Consider the following 19,028-nt stretch of genomic DNA (forward strand, 5'->3'; position numbering starts at 1 on the left):
GATCAGAATCAGAAAGAGCACGAAGGAATTGTCATAACCTTTGCCACCAAAGCCGTAACCCATTTTTTTGACCTCCTGAATAAATATTTTGGTTTTGCCGTGTTTACCTACTTCTCCTCGCTGCAGGGGCCATAGTAGGGCATACTGAGGAGCAGCAGGATCAGGATCAGGAAGACAATAAAGGTATTGTTGTAGTAACCACCGCAGCCGTAACCCATTACCGACACTCCTTTTTAATAATTTTACAGTTTCTGCTATATCTTATGGAGTAGACCGGGAAGTGGTGCATAGTGAAAAAAAAATTGCCCCCGGCGGGGGCAATCTATATATAAGGGTATGTGTGTGCTGTTGCAGCTTGGAGCGGTTTAGTCAACAAATCCGGCCGGTACTTTCAGCACCTGGCTGAGCGGTGTGTAAGGCAGTCCCAGGGATTCGGCCACCGCCCGGTAGGTCACTTTACCGTCAATAACGTTGACCCCTTTGGCCAGGGCGGCGTCTTCCTTGATCGCCTCCCGGTAGCCCTTGCCAGCCAGTTTTAAGGCATAGGGCAGGGTAACATTGGTCAGCGCGAAGGTGGAGGTGCGGGCCACAGCGCCGGGCATGTTGGCCACACTGTAGTGGATCACCCCGTGTTTGACATAGGTGGGCTGGGCATGGGTGGTCACCCGGTCCACGGTTTCAATGGAGCCGCCCTGGTCGATGGCTACGTCCACGATGACTGCGCCCGGCTTCATCTGTTTGACCATTTCTTCGGTGACCAGCTTGGGAGCGCGGGCACCGGGGATGAGTACTGCACCAATAAGCAGGTCGGCTTCCTTAACGGCAGCGGCAATGTTGTAGCTGTTGGACATCAGGGTTTTGATGCGGGAGCCGAAAATGTCGTCCAGGTAACGCAGGCGGTTGGCGTTTAAGTCTACAATGGTCACGTCTGCGCCCATGCCCAGGGCTATCTTGGCCGCATTGGTACCCACCACGCCGCCGCCAATGATGGTTACTTTGGCCGGCGGTACACCGGGCACGCCGCCCAGCAAGATGCCCAGGCCGCCGTGGTGTTTCTCCAGAAACTGGGCACCAATTTGCACAGCCATACGGCCGGCCACTTCGCTCATGGGGGTGAGCAGGGGCAGGGAACCGTTGGGCAGCTGGATGGTCTCATAGGCAATACCCACCACTTTTTTGTCCAGCAGGGCACGGGTCAGTTCCGGTTCGGGGGCCAGGTGCAGATAGGTGAAGAGCAGTTGCCCCTCTTTAAACAGCCCGTACTCCGGGGGCAGGGGCTCCTTAACTTTCATAATCATGTCCGCGGCGGCGAATACCTCGGCCGGTGTGGCCAGAATTTCCGCTCCGGCGGCAACATAGTCCTCATTGCTGATACCGCTGCCCACACCGGCGTTGTTTTCAATCACAACTCTGTGTCCGGCTTTGACCATGGCCTGTACACCGGCCGGGGTAATGGCCACCCGGTTTTCATTGCTCTTGATCTCCTTGGGTACACCAATAATCATTTCAGAAAACCTCCTCAAAATTTATTCCTGAACTTTACCCCTGCTGGTGGGCAGGGATGTACTTCCGGATGCAGCTTTCCAGCAGGCTGTTAGTTATTTTCTGGCGTAAGCCGGTCTGGTGATCCTTTCTTCCCTGTGGAACCCCAGTCCATAATATGATGCAATCAGCAGTCCGAACCACACCGGACCCACATAGAGAGCTACCCGGGTACCTTCACTGAAGGCCATCATCACCAGCACCAGGGCCAGGAAGGCCAGAGCCAGGTAGGAAGCCACGGGCCACAGCGGCATGGGATATTTGAGCCGGGCTATTTCGTCCGGTGACAGGGATTTACGGTAGCTGAGCTGGGCCAGCAGGATGACCGCCCAGATCCAGATGGCTCCGATGGTGGCCACACTGGTGACATATTCAAAAACTTTGGCCGGTACCAGGTAGTTCAGCACTACGCCGATCAGCAGGAAGGCGGCCGAAACAATGATGCCATTGACCGGAACGCTGGTCTTGCTCAGCTTGCCGAAAGCTGCCGGAGCTTTTCTCTGCAGGGCCAGATTATAGAGCATGCGGCCGGTGCTGAAGATGCCGCTGTTGCAGGAAGACAGGGCGGCAGTCAGCACTACGAAGTTGATGATGCCGGCGGCGGCCGGTATGCCGATTTTGTCGAAGGTAATCACAAAGGGGCTGCCTTTGGTGCCGATTTCATTCCAGGGGAACAGGGACATGATTACGAACAGAGCGCCCACATAAAAGATCAGGATCCGCCAGAACACCTTGTCAATGGCCGAAGGGATGGTCTTCTCCGGGTTCTGGGCTTCGCCGGCGGTGACGCCAATCAGCTCAATGCCCAGGTAGGCGAAGGCCACCATCACCAGGGCCAGGGCCGGGCCGGAGAAACCTTTGGCGAAGAATCCGCCGTGTGTCCACAGGTTGCTGATGCCGAGGGGAACGCCGTGGTTGCCAATGCCGAAGATAATCATGCCCAGGCCGACGATGATCATCAAGATGATGGTGACCACCTTGATCAGAGCGAACCAGAATTCAAATTCTCCGTAAGCTGCCACGTTGATCAGGTTGACAATGGTCATGATGGCCAGAGCTGCCAGGGCCCAGGCCCATTGCGGTGTGCTGGGAAACCAGTAGGTCATGTAGATGCCCGCGGCGGTGATTTCGGCCATGCAGGTGACCACCCACATGAACCAGTAAGTCCAGCCGGTGATGTATCCGGGCAGGGGTCCCAGAAAGTTGTAGGCGTAGGTGCTGAAGGAACCCGCTACCGGATAGGCTACAGCCAGCTCGCCCAGGGCCCGCATGATCACAAAGATGGCCAGTCCTCCCACGAAGTATGAAAGCATCAGTGCTGGACCGGCCGTTTTGATGGCCGTGGCGGAACCCAGGAACAGGCCTACACCAATGGCGCCACCCAGGGCAATCAATTGAATGTGTCTTTCCTGCAGGCCCCGGTGCAGACCTTCATTGTTTGGTGATGCCATTTTCGCTCCCTCCTGAATTGTTTGTTTATATTTTTTGTTGTAAATATAAATTCAATTATAAAGTTTACAAACCTCGGCAGAATTTATTTAATTAATGCCAATAATGAATGGTTATATATGGATAATGTGTTAATATTGCGAATACTACTCTGTATTATTTTGCTGCCGGTAAAAATATTGTAGAATAGATCTGGACCGGGGCAGATCGGGTGGGCCGGTTGCGCCGGCCGAGCAAAACCTGGGACGGGGTGGGAAGTCTTGTACAAGATCCTGCTGGCGGAAGATGAATTGCTGGGAGGACAGATTCTATACCGAACGATCAGGGAGAGCAACCTGCCGCTCCTGGTGGTAGGACAGGCTGGTAGTGGCGGGGTCTGCCTGAAAATGGCCCGGGAGCTGCTGCCCGATCTGGTGGTTGTGGACTATGGTCTGCCCGATCAGGATGGGTTGAGTGTGGCGGCAGAAATAAAAAGGCTGCTGCCCGGTACCGAGGTGATTATTGTCTCCGAGGTGGCCGGACCGGCCATTTACCGCCAGGCCATCCGCACCGGGGTGGCGGATTTTCTGCTCAAGCCGTTTCGCCCCTCTGAACTGACCGAGGCGGTGAGCGGGGCGCTGGACCGCATGAATCCCCTGCTGAAAGGTTGGCGGGGGGCGGACAACATTATCTGGCAGGCGCAGAACCTGAGCGATTATCTGCAGGCGGTGAAGAAACAGGACCGGGAGAAAGTGCGCCGGGCCGTGGACAAAATATTGCAGAACTTCTGTCAGGCGGCCAGCAACCCCTCGTCCGGGCAGCTGAAGGGTCTGGCTTACGATTTGTTGATCATCGGGGCTCATGCCCTGTTGGATGTGGGAGTGGATAACGGCACGCTGGAAAAGGAAGTGCGCCAGCAGATCAAACTGGTGGGTTCCATAGGCAGTGTGGAGGACTGGCAGAGCTGGGCCAGCGAGATGGTGGACATGCTTTGTACCTGCGGGGCGGAGAAAAATCCCGGTACGGAGCATCTGGCGCTGCGCCGGGCTCTGAAATATATTGAACAGCATTATACCGAAGATATCAATTTAAACGATCTGGCCCGCCATGTACACTTGAGCCCGGCTTACCTCAGCCGCATTTTTAAGACCAAGATGAATACCAATTTTATGGCCATATTGAGTGAGCTGCGCATCCAGCGGGCCAGGGAACTGCTGGTTTCTTCCGACCTGACCATTGATGATATCGCCTACGAGGTAGGTTTTAAAAACAGCGGATATTTCGCCCGTGTCTTCAAGAAGATGTCCGGCATGACCCCTTCGGCTTACCGCAACCGGCGGGGCGGCTAAAAGGAAAGGCAGCATCTAAAAACAAAAAGGCACTCCCCCAGGGGATGCCTTTTGCGTGGAGCAGTGACAGCAGAGCGGGTAAACTTTGCGGCTTAGGTCCGGTAGGATTTCCCGGGTGGTTACCTGTCGTTGCCGTACAGGCGGTTTCCCTTTCAAACCGCCCCCGGCCAGAGAGGCCGGAACCGGATTGCCACTTAGTCCGCACTTTAATTCCCGTTCTGCCCCGCCCTGATGGCGGACAGCCTAGAAGTTTTCCTTGACGGTAGGCCTTTTCCTAGCCTCTTTTGCAGCCAGGGTTTCAGGTAAGCTGACACCATCCCCCCTGCGCCACTTCAAGGCGGGCTACACTGCACGCAGTTGCTGCCACGTGCAGGTTCTTCCCGGGCGCAAGCCTTACTTTAGGTAAAGGCCTACCTCCCGGGTCTCCACGGAAATAGGGACATCCATACATGCCCTTGTATGTAGCCCTAAATCCTTAACTCCCAGTACCAGCCCCCGTTGGCATCGAAAGCCAGCACCAGGAACTTCATCGATGTGCCCTTGGCGGATTTTTAGCCCCGCCTTCAGAAAAGGCTTCCCGACTAGGATACTGCGTCACTGCTGTGATGGTTTTTTTCGCTGTGGTTATTATTATACCAGCCAGTTGGTGAAACAGCAAAGATTGCGCCGGGCTTTAGTGAGCCGAATTGGCAGCCGGCGGAGCATTAGCCGGTTTGCTCACTGCCGGCGCGCAGGCATGCTCGCCGGCACGCATTCTGGCACCGTGCTGGCATTGATCTGCCGGCGATACTCCTGCAGCAGGTATTTTTCAGTATCCAGGTCGACCAGAAGGTTTCCGGGCAGTGACCCGGTATAGCGGTAGCGGGGACGGTGCAGGTAATCCCGGAGCGCCTGCTGTTTTTGCTGCAAGCAGGGAAACAGTTCGGGCATAAAAAACACCTCACTGCCTGTTATATGGCGGCACCGGGCCGGTTATGACAGTGAGGTGGGTATTTTTATCCCCCGATTGTTGATAACTTATTAACAGTTGTGGATAAAGTTGTGGATATTTTTATTTTTATGTGGAAGTTTGGGCGGGAACAGTGTTTTTCCTGGCTGTCGGAGCTTTGGTGACAAATGAGAGCAGGGCGGCGATGAGCAGCAGAATTCCCGAGATGATATAGCTGGCCTGGTAGCCGCCGGTCAGGTCGGCGGCCCGGCCGCCAATGATGGGGCCGATCAGGGCGGCGGCTCCCCAGGCGCTGAAGACCAGACCGTAGTTCAGGCCGGCGTGTTTGAGTCCGAAGAAGTCAAAAGTGGTGGAGGGGAAGAGCGAGAGCAGCGAGCCGTAGGCCAGCCCGGTGAGCACGGAACCCAGCAGCAGGGTGAGCGGAGTTTTGTAGTGCGCGAACAGGAACATGTTCAGGGCCTGCAGGGAAAACACAATCAGCATGGTGTTGGTGCGGCCGATGCGGTCCGAAACCCAGCCGGCGATGATGCGGCCGCTGGCGTTGGCTATGGCCAGCACGGCCACCAGCAGGAAGCCCCAGTTGATGCCACCCTGGATCTGGGAGATCTTGGCCAGGTGACCGATAATCAGCAGGCCGGCCGAGGCGGCGAAGCAGAACATGAGCCAGAGCAGGTAAAACTGGGGGGTGCGGATCATTTCGGATGGAGAGTAGTCCGGCCGGGCGGCCACGGCCGCCGCTGCTGCAGCGCGCTTTTCGGGGGGCGGCCCGCCGAAGGGGACAAAGTTTTCCTGCGGCGGAAAGGCCAGCAGTTGGGCCAGCAGGACAATGACGGTGAGGAAAAATACTCCCTCAATGAAGAAGGCCCGCTGCACGCCGTAGGTTTTGATCAGGAAGTTGGTCATGGGGGCGATATAGACCGAAGCAAGGCCGAAGCCCGCTACTACCAGACCGGAAATCTGGCCTTTTTTGTGGGGCTGGAACCATTTCACCGCCGCCGGGGTGGGGGCGGCATAACCGAAGCCCATGGCCGCGCCCACAATTAGACCGAAGCCAATGGTGATCGTGGTGACCGAAGTGGAGAAACTGGCTAAAATCATGCCGCTGCCGGCCAGTATGCCGCCCACCGTGGCTACAATGCGCGGTCCGGCCCGGTCCAGCCAGCGGCCGGCGATAATCATGCAGATGGCGAAAACCACACAGGCCAGGGTGTAGGGAAGCTGGGAAGCGGTTTTGGTCCAGTGCAACTGGTCCACCAGTGCTTTGGCAAAAACGCTCCAGCTGTACAGCACGCCCAGAGCCAGGTTGATGCCCGTACCGGCAAAGGTTACGGCCCAGGCCCGGCCCACACCGGGTTGTTGGGGAGGGGACATATTGATCCATCCTTTCTTAACTTTAGGAATGGGGAAATGAGGCAGGGTGGACGGAAAAGTCGGGTCTGGCTTTTCCGTCCGGAATTAAATGCCGTGCCTTACTCGCTGTACTGTTGTTTCAGTGCGGCGACAACCGAGGGATCGGCCAGGGTGGTGGTATCGCCCAGAGCGCGCCCTTCGGCGATATCCCGCAGCAGACGGCGCATGATTTTACCGCTGCGCGTCTTGGGCAGTTCGGCTGTGAAATAGAGGTCCTCCGGACGGGCCAGGGCGCCGATTTTCTTCACCACATGGGCCCGAATTTCTTCTTTCAATTGATCGGTGCCGGCAATGCCCTCCTTGAGGGTGACAAAAGCCGCCACGGCCTGCCCTTTCAGTTCGTGGGCCTTGCCGATCACCGCCGCTTCGGCCACGGCCGGGTGATCTACCAGGGCGCTTTCAATTTCCATGGTGCCCAGGCGGTGGCCGCTCACATTGATCACATCGTCTACGCGGCCGATGATCCAGAAGTAGCCGTCCTCATCCCACTTGGCTCCGTCGCCCGTAAAGTAGACCTTTTCGCCAAAGCGGCTGAAATACTGGTTGACGTAGCGCTGAGGGTCGCCGTAAACCGTACGCAGCATGGCCGGCCAGGGAGACTTGAGCACCAGGTAGCCGCCGCTTCCCAGGGGAACCGGATGGCCGCTGTTATCTACAATCTCGGCTTCCACACCCGGGAAGGGTACGGTGGCCGAGCCCGGCTTGAGCGGCGTGACTCCGGGCAGGGGAGAAATGAGGATCATGCCGGTTTCGGTTTGCCACCAGGTATCCACAATGGGACATCTTTCTCCGCCAATGTGTTTGTAGTACCACATCCAGGCTTCCGGGTTGATCGGTTCACCCACAGTCCCCAGCAGGCGCAGGCTGGACAGATCGTGTTTTTCCGGCCACTGTGGGCCCCACTTCATAAAGGCGCGGATGGCGGTGGGTGCAGTATAAAGGATGTTAATCGCGTATTTTTCAATGATGGCCCAGAAGCGTCCCCGGTCGGGCCAGTCCGGGCTGCCTTCGTACATGACCGTGGTGCAGCCGTTGGCCAGCGGTCCGTAGACAATGTAGCTGTGTCCGGTGACCCAGCCGATATCCGCCGTGCACCAGTAAATATCGTCGTCTTTAATGTCAAAAATATATTTGTGGGTGGTGCTGACGCCCACCAGGTAGCCGCCCGTGGTGTGCAGCACGCCTTTGGGTTTGCCGGTGGAACCGCTGGTATAGAGGATATACAGCGTATCTTCGGCGTCCATGGGCTCGGCCGGGCAGCCAATGGGCGCCTGTTCCATCAGTTCATGGTACCAGAGATCCCGGCCGGGCTGGAAGTTGATCTCATTGCCGGTTCTTTTCACCACGATGACTTTCTCTACGGTGGGACACTTCTCCAGGGCATCGTCGCAGTTTTTCTTCAGGGGTACAATGCCGCCTCGCCGCCAGCCGCCGTCGGCAGTGATCACCAGTTTGGCCTGGCAGTCGTTGATCCGGTCGGCCAGGGCCTCGGCGCTGAAGCCGCCGAAGACCACGCTGTGCGGGGCGCCGATGCGGGCGCAGGCCAGCATGACGATGGCCAGTTCAGGAATCATGGGCAGATAAACAGTAACCCGGTCGCCTTTTTGTACGCCCAGGTTTTTGAGCATATTGGCGCATTTGGTAACTTCCCGGTACAGCTCCTGATAGGTGAGCACGCGGCTGTCACCCGGTTCGCCTTCCCAGATGATGGCTGCCTTGGTGCGCCGCCAGGAATTTAAATGCCGGTCGATGCAGTTGTAGGAGACGTTGAGCTTGCCGCCGGTAAACCATTGGACAAAAGGCGCTTCCCATTCCAGCACCTTCTCCCATGGGGCAAACCAGCTGACATTTTCCGAGGCCATGCGGGCCCAGAAGGCCAGGCGGTCGGCTACGGCCTCCTCGTAGAGAGACCGGTCCCGGACGGAGGCCCGGGCGGTGAAGTCTGGTGGGGGAGGAAACACGCGGTCCTCCTGGAGCAGTGCGGCAATGGTGGTTTGTTCACTCATTTTTTCAACCTCCCGGTAGTGTGGATTATGTGCCCCCGAATTAAAATAGATATCATAATACCCTGTAGTAAATTATAAGTGCGGCAACTCAAAATGTTTATAATATTCAGATTAGTTACAATATTTTGATGGTGAATGGCTATTCTTTTTGTGTAGACTAGGGAGCAAGCGGCTCCAGGTTGCTGGTGTCCTGAACACGACCATCCGGAGCTGATTTGTAGCCACCGGGCGGATGCTCTGCTCACCAGTGACCCGGCCGGTGAATAGATCGTGAAATAATTAATGATCCCCCTGTTCAAGCCGTCCTCTGCTATAATCAAATTAACAGGCCCAATGGTGCGGGGGTGGATGAACGTTGTATCTTAAAGACATGATTAGAAAAGATGTGCCCTGTCTGCAAAGTGACGACACACTGCGCACCGCGCTGCTGCATTTTCGTACTGCCCGGGTGGACAGCCTGCCGGTGGTGGATGAGGGTGGTAAACTGCTGGGCGTGCTCACACGCACCGATCTTTTTGATGCCTTGCTGGGAGGGGCGGAACTGGAGCAGCCGGTGGAGGGTTATTTCCGCCGCGATGTGGTGGCCGTGCCGGGTCACCTGCCCTATGAAGAGGTCAAGGAGATAGTCCGTACCAGTCCGGTCGGTTCAGCTCCTGTATTGGATGAAAGCGGCTGTTTTCTGGGTATGTTCACCAAGACCAATATGGTGCTGACCCTGCTCAGACAGTCCGACCTGCAGAGTGCCCGGCTCAGGGCCATCCTGGACGCCCTGCCCAATGCCGTGCTGGCGGTGGACAGGTGGCAGCGGCTGACCATGCTCAACCGGGCGGCGGAAACCGTGCTGGGCCTGGATGCCGCCCGGCATACCGGAGAATATGTGCAGGCATTTCTGCCGGGACTGCCAGTGGAAAAGGCGCTGCAGGGACAGCCCTGTCTGGGCCAGCGCATCAACCTGGGGCAGCTTACCCTGCTGGCCAACATCCTGCCGGTACTCGGTGGCGACGAGGCGGGAGCCGTGGTCGTGCTGCATGACCTGATTGAGCTGGAAAAAATGGCTCACGAGCTGGATTTTTGGAAAGATATGCTGGTGGGCGAAAGCACGGTCATGCGACAGCTCAAGGAGGAGATTTACCGGGTGGCTCAAACGGCTTCTACCGTGCTGATCACCGGCGAGTCGGGTACGGGCAAGGAACTGGTGGCCCGCGCCATTCACCGCCTGAGTCCCCGGACCAGGGGACCATTTGTGACGGTTAACTGTGCGGCTATACCCGAAGCGCTGCTGGAAAGCGAAATGTTCGGCTATGCGCCGGGGGCCTTTACCGGGGCCGACCGGGCGGGCAAACCGGGGCGTTTTATGCAGGCTGACGGAGGGACGTTGTTTTTGGATGAGGTGGGCGATATGACCCTGGCTCTGCAGGCCAAGTTGCTGCGCGTACTGCAGGACCGGGAGGTCATCCGGGTGGGTGATACCCGGCCGCGCCGGGTGGACGTGCGGATTATTGCGGCCACCAATCAGGACCTGGGTGCCCTGATTAAACAGGGTCGTTTTCGGGAAGATCTGTTTTTCCGCCTGAATGTGATTGGACTGCAGGTACCACCATTGCGGCAGCGCCGGGCCGATATTGATCTGCTGGTGCGCTATTTTATAGACCGCTGCAACCAGACGCTGGGTGCGGCGGTTACCGGGATCAGCCTGCAGGTGAGGCAGCTGCTGTATGCTTATCACTGGCCGGGCAATGTGCGCGAGCTGGAAAATATAGTGGAAAGGGCCGTGGTATATGCCCGCAGCGGCTGTATCGGCCTGCAGCACCTGCCGGACTATCTGCTGAGCGGGACCGGGCCAACAAAAGGGTTGGCGGAAGATGAGCAAATTGCCGGGGCAGGCGGCAATCGTACCGGCCGTGCCCCTGCCGTACCGGAGCTGGCGGGTCCGGCGTCCTACCGGGAAAAACTGGAGCAGGCGGAAAGGGAGATGATTCTGGCCGCGCTGCGGCGTACCGGTGGCAATAAGGCCCGGGCGGCCCGTCTGCTCAATATGAGCCGCTCCCGCCTGTATACCCGTCTGGAGCGTCTGCAGATCGGCGATAATGTCCTTGAATGAGTACACTATCGTCCTGATTATAATACAAAAGTGTAAGTCAGAATGAATGTTAAAATCTGAATATTTTATATTAACAAAATTGACCGAACCGTCCCGCCTGCTCCGGCGGGATGCTGTTTTTTCAGGCACACTTTGTGCAAATATTTTACTGCCGGAAAGTGGCAGTGGATGTGCAATCCTCAAAAAGGACGGTGAGTAAAATTGTCCGGTATTGTGGCCTATGGCGCTTATGTGCCTTTAGGACGCCTGCCGCGCCGTAGCATTCAGCAGGTGACCGGAGAACCGGCAGCGCCGGGAGAAAAGGCGGTGGCCGGTTATGACGAGGACAGCCTGTCCATGGCCGTGGAAGCGGGCTGGGACTGTCTGGCTCCCCTGGGAGCTGTAACCCCGGGAGTGGTTTATTATGCCACGACCACACCGGCCTATCTGGAAAAACAAAGTGCCGCCACCCTGGCGGGAGCGCTGGATCTGCCGGCCAGCGTGCGCACAGCCGACATCACCGGTTCGCTGCGCTGCGGCAGTAATGCGCTGCTGGCGGCACTGGATGCCGTGCAGGGCGGGGTAGAAACCGCGCTGATAGCGGCGGGTGATTGCCGGCTGGGTGCTCCGCAGGGTGCCTGGGAGCAGGTCAGCGGTGACGGAGCGGCGGCTTTTTTACTGGGCGGGCAGAATGTGCTGGCCGAGTACCTGGGCGGGGTGAGCCTGGCCGAGGATATTTTATCCCAGTGGCGTACGGCGGATGACCGGTTTGTGCGCACCTGGGAGGAACGTTTTTTTATCAGCAAGGGATACAACCGCCTGGTGAAAAAGGCCGTGAGTGCACTCCTGGGACAGCAGGGTTTGCAGCCAGCCGATGTACACCGGCTGGTGCTGTACGGACCCAATCCCCGCTATCAGATGGCTCTGGCCCGCCAGCTGGGTTTCGACCTGTCCCAGGTGCAGGATAGCCTGTTTGCGGCAGTGGGCCTGGCTGGCTGCGCCGGACCGCTGCTCATGCTGGTGGGAGCGCTGGAGGAAGCCCGGCCGGGCCAGCTGATTCTTTTGGTGACTTTCGGGGAAGGGTGTGACGCCCTGTTGTTCCGGGTTACCGAGGCCATCGAAAAGTTCCGGCCCCGTCGGGGGCTGCGCGGCCACCTGGCTTCCCGGCGGGAGATTGGCTACCACACCTATTTGAAGTGGCGGCAGATTATTACCCAGGAATCGCCCCGCCGACCCGATCCCGGCCGGCCATCCGCACCGGGCATGTGGCGGGGAGGCAAACAAAAGCTGGCTTTTTACGGCAGCCGGTGCCAGGAGTGCGGCACACCGCAGTTTCCACCCCAGCGGGTGTGTGTGCACTGTCAGGCTGTGGATAAAATGGTGCCTTACCGCTTTCTGGATCGCCCGGCCAGTATTGTTACCTACACGGTGGATTATCTAACTTTCTCGCAGGATCCGCCGGCAGTATTTGCCGTGCTGGATTTTGAAGGGGGAGGTCGGATGATCTGTGAACTGACCGATTGCGATCCGGCAAAGTTGTTCATCGGGATGCCGGTAGAGATGACCTTCCGTAACTATTACCGGGCCGACGGCATTGCCAACTATTACTGGAAAGCCAGACCCAGGCGACAGGAGGTGCAGCAAGATGGCCGGCAGGGGAATTAAGGACCGCGTGGCCATTGTGGGGATGGGTTGTACCCGCTTTGGCGAACACTGGGACAAGAGTCTGGAGGACCTGATGGTGGAGGCGGCCTACGAGGCCTACGCCAGTGCCGGTGTGGAACCAGGGGACATTGAGGCCTACTGGTTTGGCACCTGCAATTCAGGTTTTTGCGGGATTACGCTCTCCGGTCCGCTGAAAATCCAGTACAAGCCGGTAACCCGGGTGGAAAACTTCTGCGCTACGGGCACCGATGCCTTCCGCAACGCCTGCTACGCCGTGGCCAGCGGAGCCTATGACATCGTGCTGGCCATTGGTGCGGAAAAGCTAAAGGATTCGGGATACAGCGGGCTGGTGATTCCCCATCTGCTGGACGACGGGATGAAGCCCAATTATTCCGCACCGGCTGCCTTTTCCCTGCTGGCACCGGCCTATTTCAAAAAATACGGCCTGGATGAAAAGCAGGGCAAGGAGGTGCTGGCCCGCATCGCCTGGAAAAACCATAAAAACGGCGCCTTGAACCCGCGGGCCCAGTTTCGTCAGGAAGTGAGCATGGAGCAGATCCTGAAGTCCCCTATTGTGGCGGCACCCCTGGGCATTATGGATTGTTCCGGGGTAGCTGATGGGGCGGCGGCAGCGGTAATTGTGCGGGCGGAAGATGCGCACAAATACACAGACAAGCCGATTTATGTCAAGGCTTTGTCCATTGCCTGCGGTCCGGGACACGGCAGCATGCACCAGGACTACGATTTCACCACCATCCGGGAAACCGTGCAGGCGGCCCGGGATGCCTACCAGCAGGCGGGTGTGACCGATCCGCGCCGTCAGATCAGCATGGCCGAAGTGCATGACTGCTTCACTCCTACCGAACTGGTCATTTATGAAGACCTGGGCTTCAGTGAGCGGGGGCAGGCCTGGCGCGACGTACTGGAGGGAGTGTTTGATCTGGGCGGGGCGCTGCCGGTCAACCCGGACGGCGGCCTGAAATCCTTCGGCCACCCCATTGGCGCCAGCGGGCTGCGCATGCTCTTTGAAATGTTCCTGCAGCTGCGGGGAGAGGCTGGACCGCGTCAGATCAAGGATCCGGTGCTGGGTTTGACTCATAATCTGGGGGGATTCCCCTGGCAGAGTGTGGCTTCAGTGTGCATTGTGGGCCGGGAGCTGGGATAAACCGCCATGTGGCTGGAAAGCAGGCAGACAATTTTCTGTTCGCGCCGGGGGATGATGGTGGAAATAACCGAACTGATTTACGGTCAGGGTACCCGCACCTGCCAGGTAGACCGGCAACCATTTCACTGGCAGTGCAGTGAACAGGCCGGTTGCCCGCTGGACGACTGTCCGCAGTATATCAGTTTTTTAGTGCCACCGGAGGGAGCAGAGGGATCGGGAAAGGAACAGGGTTTCTGACATTTTGCAGTGATGTGGCAGGAGGTGCTGGAGTATGGAACAAAAGGGGCTGGTGGGAAGTAAACTGCCGGCATTCACTTTCCAGGTGGAGAAGGTGAAAATTGGCGAATTTGCCCGGGCGGTGGGTGACACGAATCCGCTCTATCTGGACAGCGCGGCGGCCAGACAGGCCGGATACCGGGATGTGCTGGCTCCCCCCACCTTTGGTATTTGTGCCGACTTCTGGGGCAGTATGGACTTCATGTCCCTGTGCCAGTTTTTGCAGATGAACCCGGTACGGGTGCTGCACGGTGAACAGGAATTCATCTATCATGCTCCGGTTTGCGCCGGCGATCAGCTGACTGTGGAGACCGTGGTGGAGAGCGATACAGTAAAAAAATCCCTGCGCCTGGTTGTTTTGTGCAGCACATATGTCAACCAGTTTGGGGAAAGGGCGCTGGAAAGCCGCAAGCTGATTATTGAACGGCTTTGACCGGGACACAACTTTCGGGTGAGGTGAGAATTATGGCCGAGCTCAATCTGGCCGCGTTGCAGCCGGGTGATCCGCTGCCGCCGCTGAGCAAGCCGGCGGTCAGTGAAGTGCAGCTGGTGCGCTATGCCGGCGCTTCGGGCGACTTCAACCCGCTGCACTTTATGGACAGCGTGGGGAAAATGGCCGGATTCGACGGGGTAATTGCCCACGGTATGCTGATCATGGCTTTTGCCGGGCAGGCGCTGACGCAGTGGTTTGGTCCCGGCGCCTTGCGGCGGTTTAAAGTGCGTTTTGTGGGAGTTACCAAATCGGGCGATGTAATTACGGTACAGGGACAGATCGGTGAACGGCAGGAACAGGACGGCCGGCTGCAGCTGCAGTGCGTGTTGACTGCTGTCGGACAGGACGGACAGCCGCGCCTGCAAGGTGAATGTCTGGTGGATGTTCCACTGGATTGAAGTATGAAGATGGGAGGAATCAAGATATGGATCAGATGCTCAAGGATAAAGTAACGCTGATTACCGGCGCCGGCCGGGGCATCGGCCGGGCTACCGCTCTGCTTTTTGCCCGGGAGGGAGCCCGGCTGGTGCTCAGTGACATTGATCCGGTGCCGCTGGATGAGGTGGTGGCCGAGATCAGACAGCAGGGGGGTCAGGCCGTGGGGCTGGCCGGTGATGTGACTGATGCGGAGTTTCCCGCCCGGCTGGTGCAGGTGGCAGTGGATAACTTCGGTCCCTCCATAGACATTCTGGTCAACAATGCCGGCTACACCTGGGACGCAACCATTCACAAAATGACCGACCAGCAGTGGCAGGCCATGCTGGATGTGCACATCACCGCTCCCTTTCGCCTGATCCGGGCCGCCGCACCCTATATGCGCGATGTGGCCGCGCAGGAGAAGCAAACCACCGGACAGGCGCGGGCGCGCAAGATCATCAATATTTCCTCTATAGCCGGGCTGGACGGTAATTTCGGTCAGGCCAACTATTCCAGCGCCAAGGCGGCTGTGGTGGGTCTGACCAAAACCCTGGCCAAGGAGTGGGGACCCTACAATATTCTGGTCAACTGTGTCGCTTTTGGCTTTATTGAAACCAGGCTGACCCAGGCCAAGGAAAAAGGCGAGGTGCTCAAGCAGGGAGACAAAGAGGTAGCCATTGGGGTGCCGGAAAAAATCCGTCAGATGTTCAAGATGATGTGCCCGCTGGGCCGGGCGGCCACCCCCGAGGAAGCGGCAGCCAGCATTCTGCTGGTGGCATCGCCGCTGGCCGATTATATTACCGGTCAGGTGATTCGCGTTACCGGAGGCATTTGATGCCCCAAAGTCCATCCATTCCGGGGGCGCGTGAAGGGAAGGGGATGATCAGCCATGGCCCTGGATCTGTACAGCGGGGACTATCAGATTTTTCGCCAGGCTTGGCGCAAGTTTATTCAGACTGAAATATTGCCTTACTATGAGCAGTGGGAGAAACAGGGGTTGGTGCCTCGCCAGGTGTGGCGGCGGGCGGGCGAACAGGGCTTTCTGTGTCCCTGGTTGGAGGAAGAATACGGGGGCAGTGGTGCCGACTTTGGCTACTCGGTGATTATTGCCCAGGAACTGGCCCGGGCAGGCACCCATGTAATGTTTCCCCTGCACAGCGATATCGTAGTGCCCTACATTCATGCCTACGGCAACGCCGAGCAAAAGCGCCGCTGGCTGCCCGGCTGTGCCAGTGGGGAAATAATTGCCGCTGTGGCCATGACCGAACCCGATGCCGGATCGGATCTGGCGGCAATCAAAACCACGGCCGTCCGGCAGGGGGACCAGTATGTGATTAATGGCAGCAAGACCTTTATTTCGGGGGGCGAAAACTGCGATCTGGTGATTGTAGCCTGTAAAACCGCTCCCGGGGCGGCCAATGCCCGTGCCGGAATCAGTCTTCTGGTGGTGGAAAGCGGTACGCCGGGTTTCAGTCGGGGGCGGCGGCTGGAAAAAATGGGGCTGAAGAGCCAGGATACTACCGAGCTGTATTTTGACGACTGCCGGGTGCCGGTGGAAAATTTGTTGGGGCAGGAAAACCGGGGCTTTGTGTATTTAATGGAAAAGCTGCAGCAGGAACGGCTGGTGGCCGCTGTAGGCGCCCAGGCCCTGGCGGAGAAGATTTTGGAGCAGGTTCTGGAATACAGTAAAACCAGAAAGGCTTTCGGTCAGCCCATCGGCCGGCTGCAGCACAACAGCTTCAAACTGGCGGAAATGGCCACCGAGGTGGAACTGGGACGTGTTTTTGTGGAGCGGCTGGTGGAGGAACACATGGCTGGCCAGCGCATTGTCAAACGGGTATCCATGGCCAAGTACTGGGTAGCCGAGATGCTCAACCGGGTGGCCTATCAGGCGGTGCAGCTGTACGGTGGCTACGGCTATATCGAAGAATATCCCATCTGCCGCGATTACCGGGATGCACGCATCCAGACCATTTTTGCCGGTACCAGCGAGATCATGAAACTGATTATTTCCCGGGAACTGGGCCTTTAGCCCGGTTCCCGGGATTCTATATGGGCTTGCAGCTTGCTCTGGAAGGTCACCACCGTTCCGGGCAGCATTCAATGGCTCTGGCCAGCAGTTCGGCTGTATGCAGGGCTTTTACCGGCAGGCCGGCGCGATCCATTCCGCCGCTCAGCTGCATTGTACAACCCGGGCAGTCACTGGCCACTGTACCGGCGCCGGTTTCACCAATCCACTGCAGCTTCTTGCGCAGCATGCCCGCCGATAGTTCGGGGTACTGCAGGGAGTAGGAGCCCCCAAAGCCGCAGCAGACATCAGCAAAGCGCATTTCGACCAGTTTGTAACCGGCAGCCTGGAGCAAACGGCGGGGAGCGTCCGATACTCCCAGCGTGCGTTTCAAATGACAGGATTCATGATAAGTTAGTTCTTCGCTGGCCGGCGGACAGGTACTTAGCAGCTGCTCTCCTCCGTGTTCCAGAATAAAGGAGCTGACATCGTAAACCCTGTTGGCCAGTGTGGCGGCTGTTCTGGCCAATTTGCCGTCATTGGCCAGCAGCTCGGGGTAGATCTTTTTCCAGGCTGCGGCGCAGGTGGGACAGGGGGTAATGATATACTGGGCCTTTGCATCAGCAAAAGCGGCGATGTTCTGCCGGGCGGTTTGGCGGAATGTGTCGGTGAATCCCGCTTCCCCTGCCGGATAGCCGCAGCAGGTTTGCTCCGCCGGGAACACCATTTCCATCTGCAGGGCGGCCAGTATCCGGGCGGTGGCCACGCCAATGCCGGGGTAGACGAAGTCCGTCAGGCATCCGGCAAAAAAAGCCACCCGGCTTCGGGTCTCGCCCCGGGGTCGGATCAGAAGGTTGGTTTGATCCCGTAGTGGTCTGTCGGCCAGGGCCGGCAGGCTTTTTTCTTTGGTCAGACCGGCCAGGAACAGGGGCAGGTGTCGCACCATGCCATCCTGGGTAAAGGGTTTCTGAGCGGCGGCCGCTGTACGTAACAAGCGGTGGAAAAGCTGCCGGTTGCCCAGCACTTTTCCCAGCAGCAATCGCTGCGCCGGGCCGGGTTTGTTCTGACTGAGGGTGCGCTGGCGCAATTTTTCCAACAGACCGCTGATATCTATCTGGCCCGGACAAAAATCCCGGCAGCGTCCGCACTGGATGCACAGCGTCTGCAATTGGGCAGCTTTTTCCCGGTTCTGCCCCAGGAAAGCAGTTAAAATGGTCCCGATGCCACCAGTATAAACATCGCCGAAAACATGCCCGCCAATCAATCGGTATACCGGGCAGACATTGAGACAGGAGGCGCAGCGGATACACTGCAGGGCTTCCTGGAAATCCGGGTCATCGCGCAGAGCGGTACGGCCGTTGTCCAGAAGAATTACATGGTATTCCTTGGATGTCTGGTGACCTTCCAGATCCACGGCGGGCACCGGCCCGGTGATCATGGTTACATAGCTGGTGATCTGCTGTCCGGTAGCACTGCGGGGCAGGGCCTCGATAATGGGCAGAGCGTCCTGAAAGCTTTCCACTAGTTTTTCCAGTCCTACCACGGCCACATGTATGGGAGGCAGAGTGGTGACCAGGCGGGCGTTGCCCTCGTTGGTCAAAAGCACCAGGGTGCCGGTTTCGGCAATGGCGATGTTGGCGCCGCTGATGCCCATGCCGGCGCTCAAAAATTGCTGGCGCAGGTTTTCCCGGGCCACTTTTACCAGGCGGGCGATGTCGGGCGGCAGCTCCTGCCCGGTGGCCCGGGAAAACACTTCGGCCACCTGCTGGCGGGTCATGTGGATGGCCGGCATGACCATGTGGGAGGGGCGCTGCTTACAGAGCTGGATAATCCATTCGCCCAGGTCGGTCTCGTGGACTGCAATACCTGCAGCCTGGAGGTGGTGGTTGAGGTGGATCTCCTCCGAGGCCATAGACTTGGATTTGACAACTGATTGGACGTTTTTTTCCCTGGCCAGGCGGATGATGTAGTCTACAGCGGCCTGGGCGTCCCGGGCCAGAAAGACCTTGCCGCCCCGCTCCTCCACCCGGGCGGCAAACTGTTTGGCCAGCTCATGCATATTTTTTGCCGCGCTGCCCTTGACAGCCTTTATTTTTTGGCGCAGGGCCTGAAAATCCCGGTTGGCGTAGGCTCTTTCCCTTGATTTAACATAATCATCGGCAAAATTGCCCAGAGCGGTATGCAAATTGGGATTACCCAGAGCGGTAGCAATATCTTTTTTCAGATAATCAACCATCTTG

15 protein-coding genes are annotated in these 19,028 nt (G+C 57.9%); 9 read left to right on the forward strand and 6 right to left on the reverse strand.

What is annotated here, in order from left to right; all coding sequences use genetic code 11:
• Positions 1–365: 365 nt before the first annotated feature.
• On the reverse strand, positions 366–1,505 hold the full coding sequence (gene ald, locus ACUVTU_RS01130; RefSeq protein WP_445888116.1) for an alanine dehydrogenase: 1,140 nt from the start codon (positions 1,503–1,505) through the stop codon (positions 366–368).
• A gap of 93 nt (positions 1,506–1,598) precedes the next feature.
• Positions 1,599–2,993 (reverse strand): amino acid permease, encoded by a 1,395-nt coding sequence (locus ACUVTU_RS01135; protein ID WP_445888117.1) that lies wholly within the window; start codon positions 2,991–2,993, stop codon positions 1,599–1,601.
• A 258-nt stretch (positions 2,994–3,251) separates the two neighbouring features.
• On the opposite strand from ACUVTU_RS01135, the gene ACUVTU_RS01140 reads away from it, so the two are divergent.
• On the forward strand, positions 3,252–4,319 hold the full coding sequence (locus ACUVTU_RS01140) for a helix-turn-helix domain-containing protein (protein ID WP_445888118.1): 1,068 nt from the start codon (positions 3,252–3,254) through the stop codon (positions 4,317–4,319).
• Between the two features lie 717 nt (positions 4,320–5,036).
• Here the strand turns inward: ACUVTU_RS01140 and ACUVTU_RS01145 are convergent.
• From ACUVTU_RS01145 to acs, 3 genes are all read right to left on the reverse strand, one after another.
• Positions 5,037–5,249 carry a hypothetical protein gene (locus ACUVTU_RS01145; RefSeq protein WP_445888119.1) on the reverse strand — a complete coding sequence of 71 codons (213 nt, stop codon included), beginning with the start codon at positions 5,247–5,249 and terminating at the stop codon, positions 5,037–5,039.
• A 127-nt stretch (positions 5,250–5,376) separates the two neighbouring features.
• Positions 5,377–6,639, reverse strand: coding sequence for an L-lactate MFS transporter (locus ACUVTU_RS01150; RefSeq protein ID WP_445888120.1), 1,263 nt, complete (start codon positions 6,637–6,639; stop codon positions 5,377–5,379).
• Positions 6,640–6,737: 98 nt separating this feature from the next.
• The gene (gene acs, locus ACUVTU_RS01155) at positions 6,738–8,684 is read right to left on the reverse strand and encodes an acetate--CoA ligase (protein WP_445888121.1); all 1,947 of its coding nucleotides are present in this window, start codon (positions 8,682–8,684) and stop codon (positions 6,738–6,740) included.
• Between the two features lie 355 nt (positions 8,685–9,039).
• Here acs and ACUVTU_RS01160 point away from each other — a divergent pair, with 355 nt between their 5' ends.
• From ACUVTU_RS01160 to ACUVTU_RS01195, 8 genes are all read left to right on the forward strand, one after another.
• Positions 9,040–10,785 (forward strand): sigma 54-interacting transcriptional regulator, encoded by a 1,746-nt coding sequence (locus tag ACUVTU_RS01160; protein ID WP_445888122.1) that lies wholly within the window; start codon positions 9,040–9,042, stop codon positions 10,783–10,785.
• A 201-nt stretch (positions 10,786–10,986) separates the two neighbouring features.
• A complete protein-coding gene (locus ACUVTU_RS01165; RefSeq protein WP_445888123.1) occupies positions 10,987–12,429 on the forward strand; it encodes an OB-fold domain-containing protein in 1,443 nt (480 codons plus the stop codon).
• The gene (locus ACUVTU_RS01170) at positions 12,410–13,594 is read left to right on the forward strand and encodes an acetyl-CoA acetyltransferase (RefSeq protein WP_445888124.1); all 1,185 of its coding nucleotides are present in this window, start codon (positions 12,410–12,412) and stop codon (positions 13,592–13,594) included. Before ACUVTU_RS01165 ends, ACUVTU_RS01170 begins: the two co-directional genes overlap by 20 nt.
• A gap of 6 nt (positions 13,595–13,600) precedes the next feature.
• Positions 13,601–13,831, forward strand: a complete 231-nt coding sequence (locus tag ACUVTU_RS01175; protein ID WP_445888125.1) for a hypothetical protein — start codon at positions 13,601–13,603, stop codon at positions 13,829–13,831.
• A 34-nt stretch (positions 13,832–13,865) separates the two neighbouring features.
• Positions 13,866–14,303 (forward strand): MaoC family dehydratase N-terminal domain-containing protein, encoded by a 438-nt coding sequence (locus tag ACUVTU_RS01180; RefSeq protein ID WP_445888126.1) that lies wholly within the window; start codon positions 13,866–13,868, stop codon positions 14,301–14,303.
• A gap of 32 nt (positions 14,304–14,335) precedes the next feature.
• Positions 14,336–14,761 carry a MaoC/PaaZ C-terminal domain-containing protein gene (locus ACUVTU_RS01185; protein WP_445888127.1) on the forward strand — a complete coding sequence of 142 codons (426 nt, stop codon included), beginning with the start codon at positions 14,336–14,338 and terminating at the stop codon, positions 14,759–14,761.
• 26 nt (positions 14,762–14,787) lie between these two features.
• Positions 14,788–15,615, forward strand: a complete 828-nt coding sequence (locus ACUVTU_RS01190; RefSeq protein WP_445888128.1) for an SDR family NAD(P)-dependent oxidoreductase — start codon at positions 14,788–14,790, stop codon at positions 15,613–15,615.
• Between the two features lie 54 nt (positions 15,616–15,669).
• Complete coding sequence (locus tag ACUVTU_RS01195) at positions 15,670–16,812, forward strand: acyl-CoA dehydrogenase family protein (protein WP_445888129.1); 1,143 nt, start codon at positions 15,670–15,672, stop codon at positions 16,810–16,812.
• Positions 16,813–16,858: 46 nt separating this feature from the next.
• On the opposite strand, the gene ldhH is transcribed toward ACUVTU_RS01195, so the two are convergent.
• A complete protein-coding gene (ldhH, locus tag ACUVTU_RS01200) occupies positions 16,859–19,024 on the reverse strand; it encodes an L-lactate dehydrogenase (quinone) large subunit LdhH (protein ID WP_445888130.1) in 2,166 nt (721 codons plus the stop codon).
• Between the last annotated feature and the right edge of the window lie 4 nt (positions 19,025–19,028).

The sequence above is a fragment of the Desulfurispora sp. genome (genome assembly GCF_052744395.1).

Coding starts and splice junctions, on each gene's coding strand:
- ACUVTU_RS01145 (WP_445888119.1), bottom strand. CDS start 5,249: ATGCCCGAACTGTTTCCCTGCTTGCAGCAAAAACAGCAGGCGCTCCGG.
- ACUVTU_RS01175 (WP_445888125.1), top strand. CDS start 13,601: ATGTGGCTGGAAAGCAGGCAGACAATTTTCTGTTCGCGCCGGGGGATG.
- ACUVTU_RS01180 (WP_445888126.1), top strand. CDS start 13,866: ATGGAACAAAAGGGGCTGGTGGGAAGTAAACTGCCGGCATTCACTTTC.
- acs (WP_445888121.1), bottom strand. CDS start 8,684: ATGAGTGAACAAACCACCATTGCCGCACTGCTCCAGGAGGACCGCGTG.
- ACUVTU_RS01185 (WP_445888127.1), top strand. CDS start 14,336: ATGGCCGAGCTCAATCTGGCCGCGTTGCAGCCGGGTGATCCGCTGCCG.
- ACUVTU_RS01150 (WP_445888120.1), bottom strand. CDS start 6,639: ATGTCCCCTCCCCAACAACCCGGTGTGGGCCGGGCCTGGGCCGTAACC.
- ldhH (WP_445888130.1), bottom strand. CDS start 19,024: ATGGTTGATTATCTGAAAAAAGATATTGCTACCGCTCTGGGTAATCCC.
- ald (WP_445888116.1), bottom strand. CDS start 1,505: ATGATTATTGGTGTACCCAAGGAGATCAAGAGCAATGAAAACCGGGTG.
- ACUVTU_RS01135 (WP_445888117.1), bottom strand. CDS start 2,993: ATGGCATCACCAAACAATGAAGGTCTGCACCGGGGCCTGCAGGAAAGA.
- ACUVTU_RS01190 (WP_445888128.1), top strand. CDS start 14,788: ATGGATCAGATGCTCAAGGATAAAGTAACGCTGATTACCGGCGCCGGC.
- ACUVTU_RS01170 (WP_445888124.1), top strand. CDS start 12,410: ATGGCCGGCAGGGGAATTAAGGACCGCGTGGCCATTGTGGGGATGGGT.
- ACUVTU_RS01195 (WP_445888129.1), top strand. CDS start 15,670: ATGGCCCTGGATCTGTACAGCGGGGACTATCAGATTTTTCGCCAGGCT.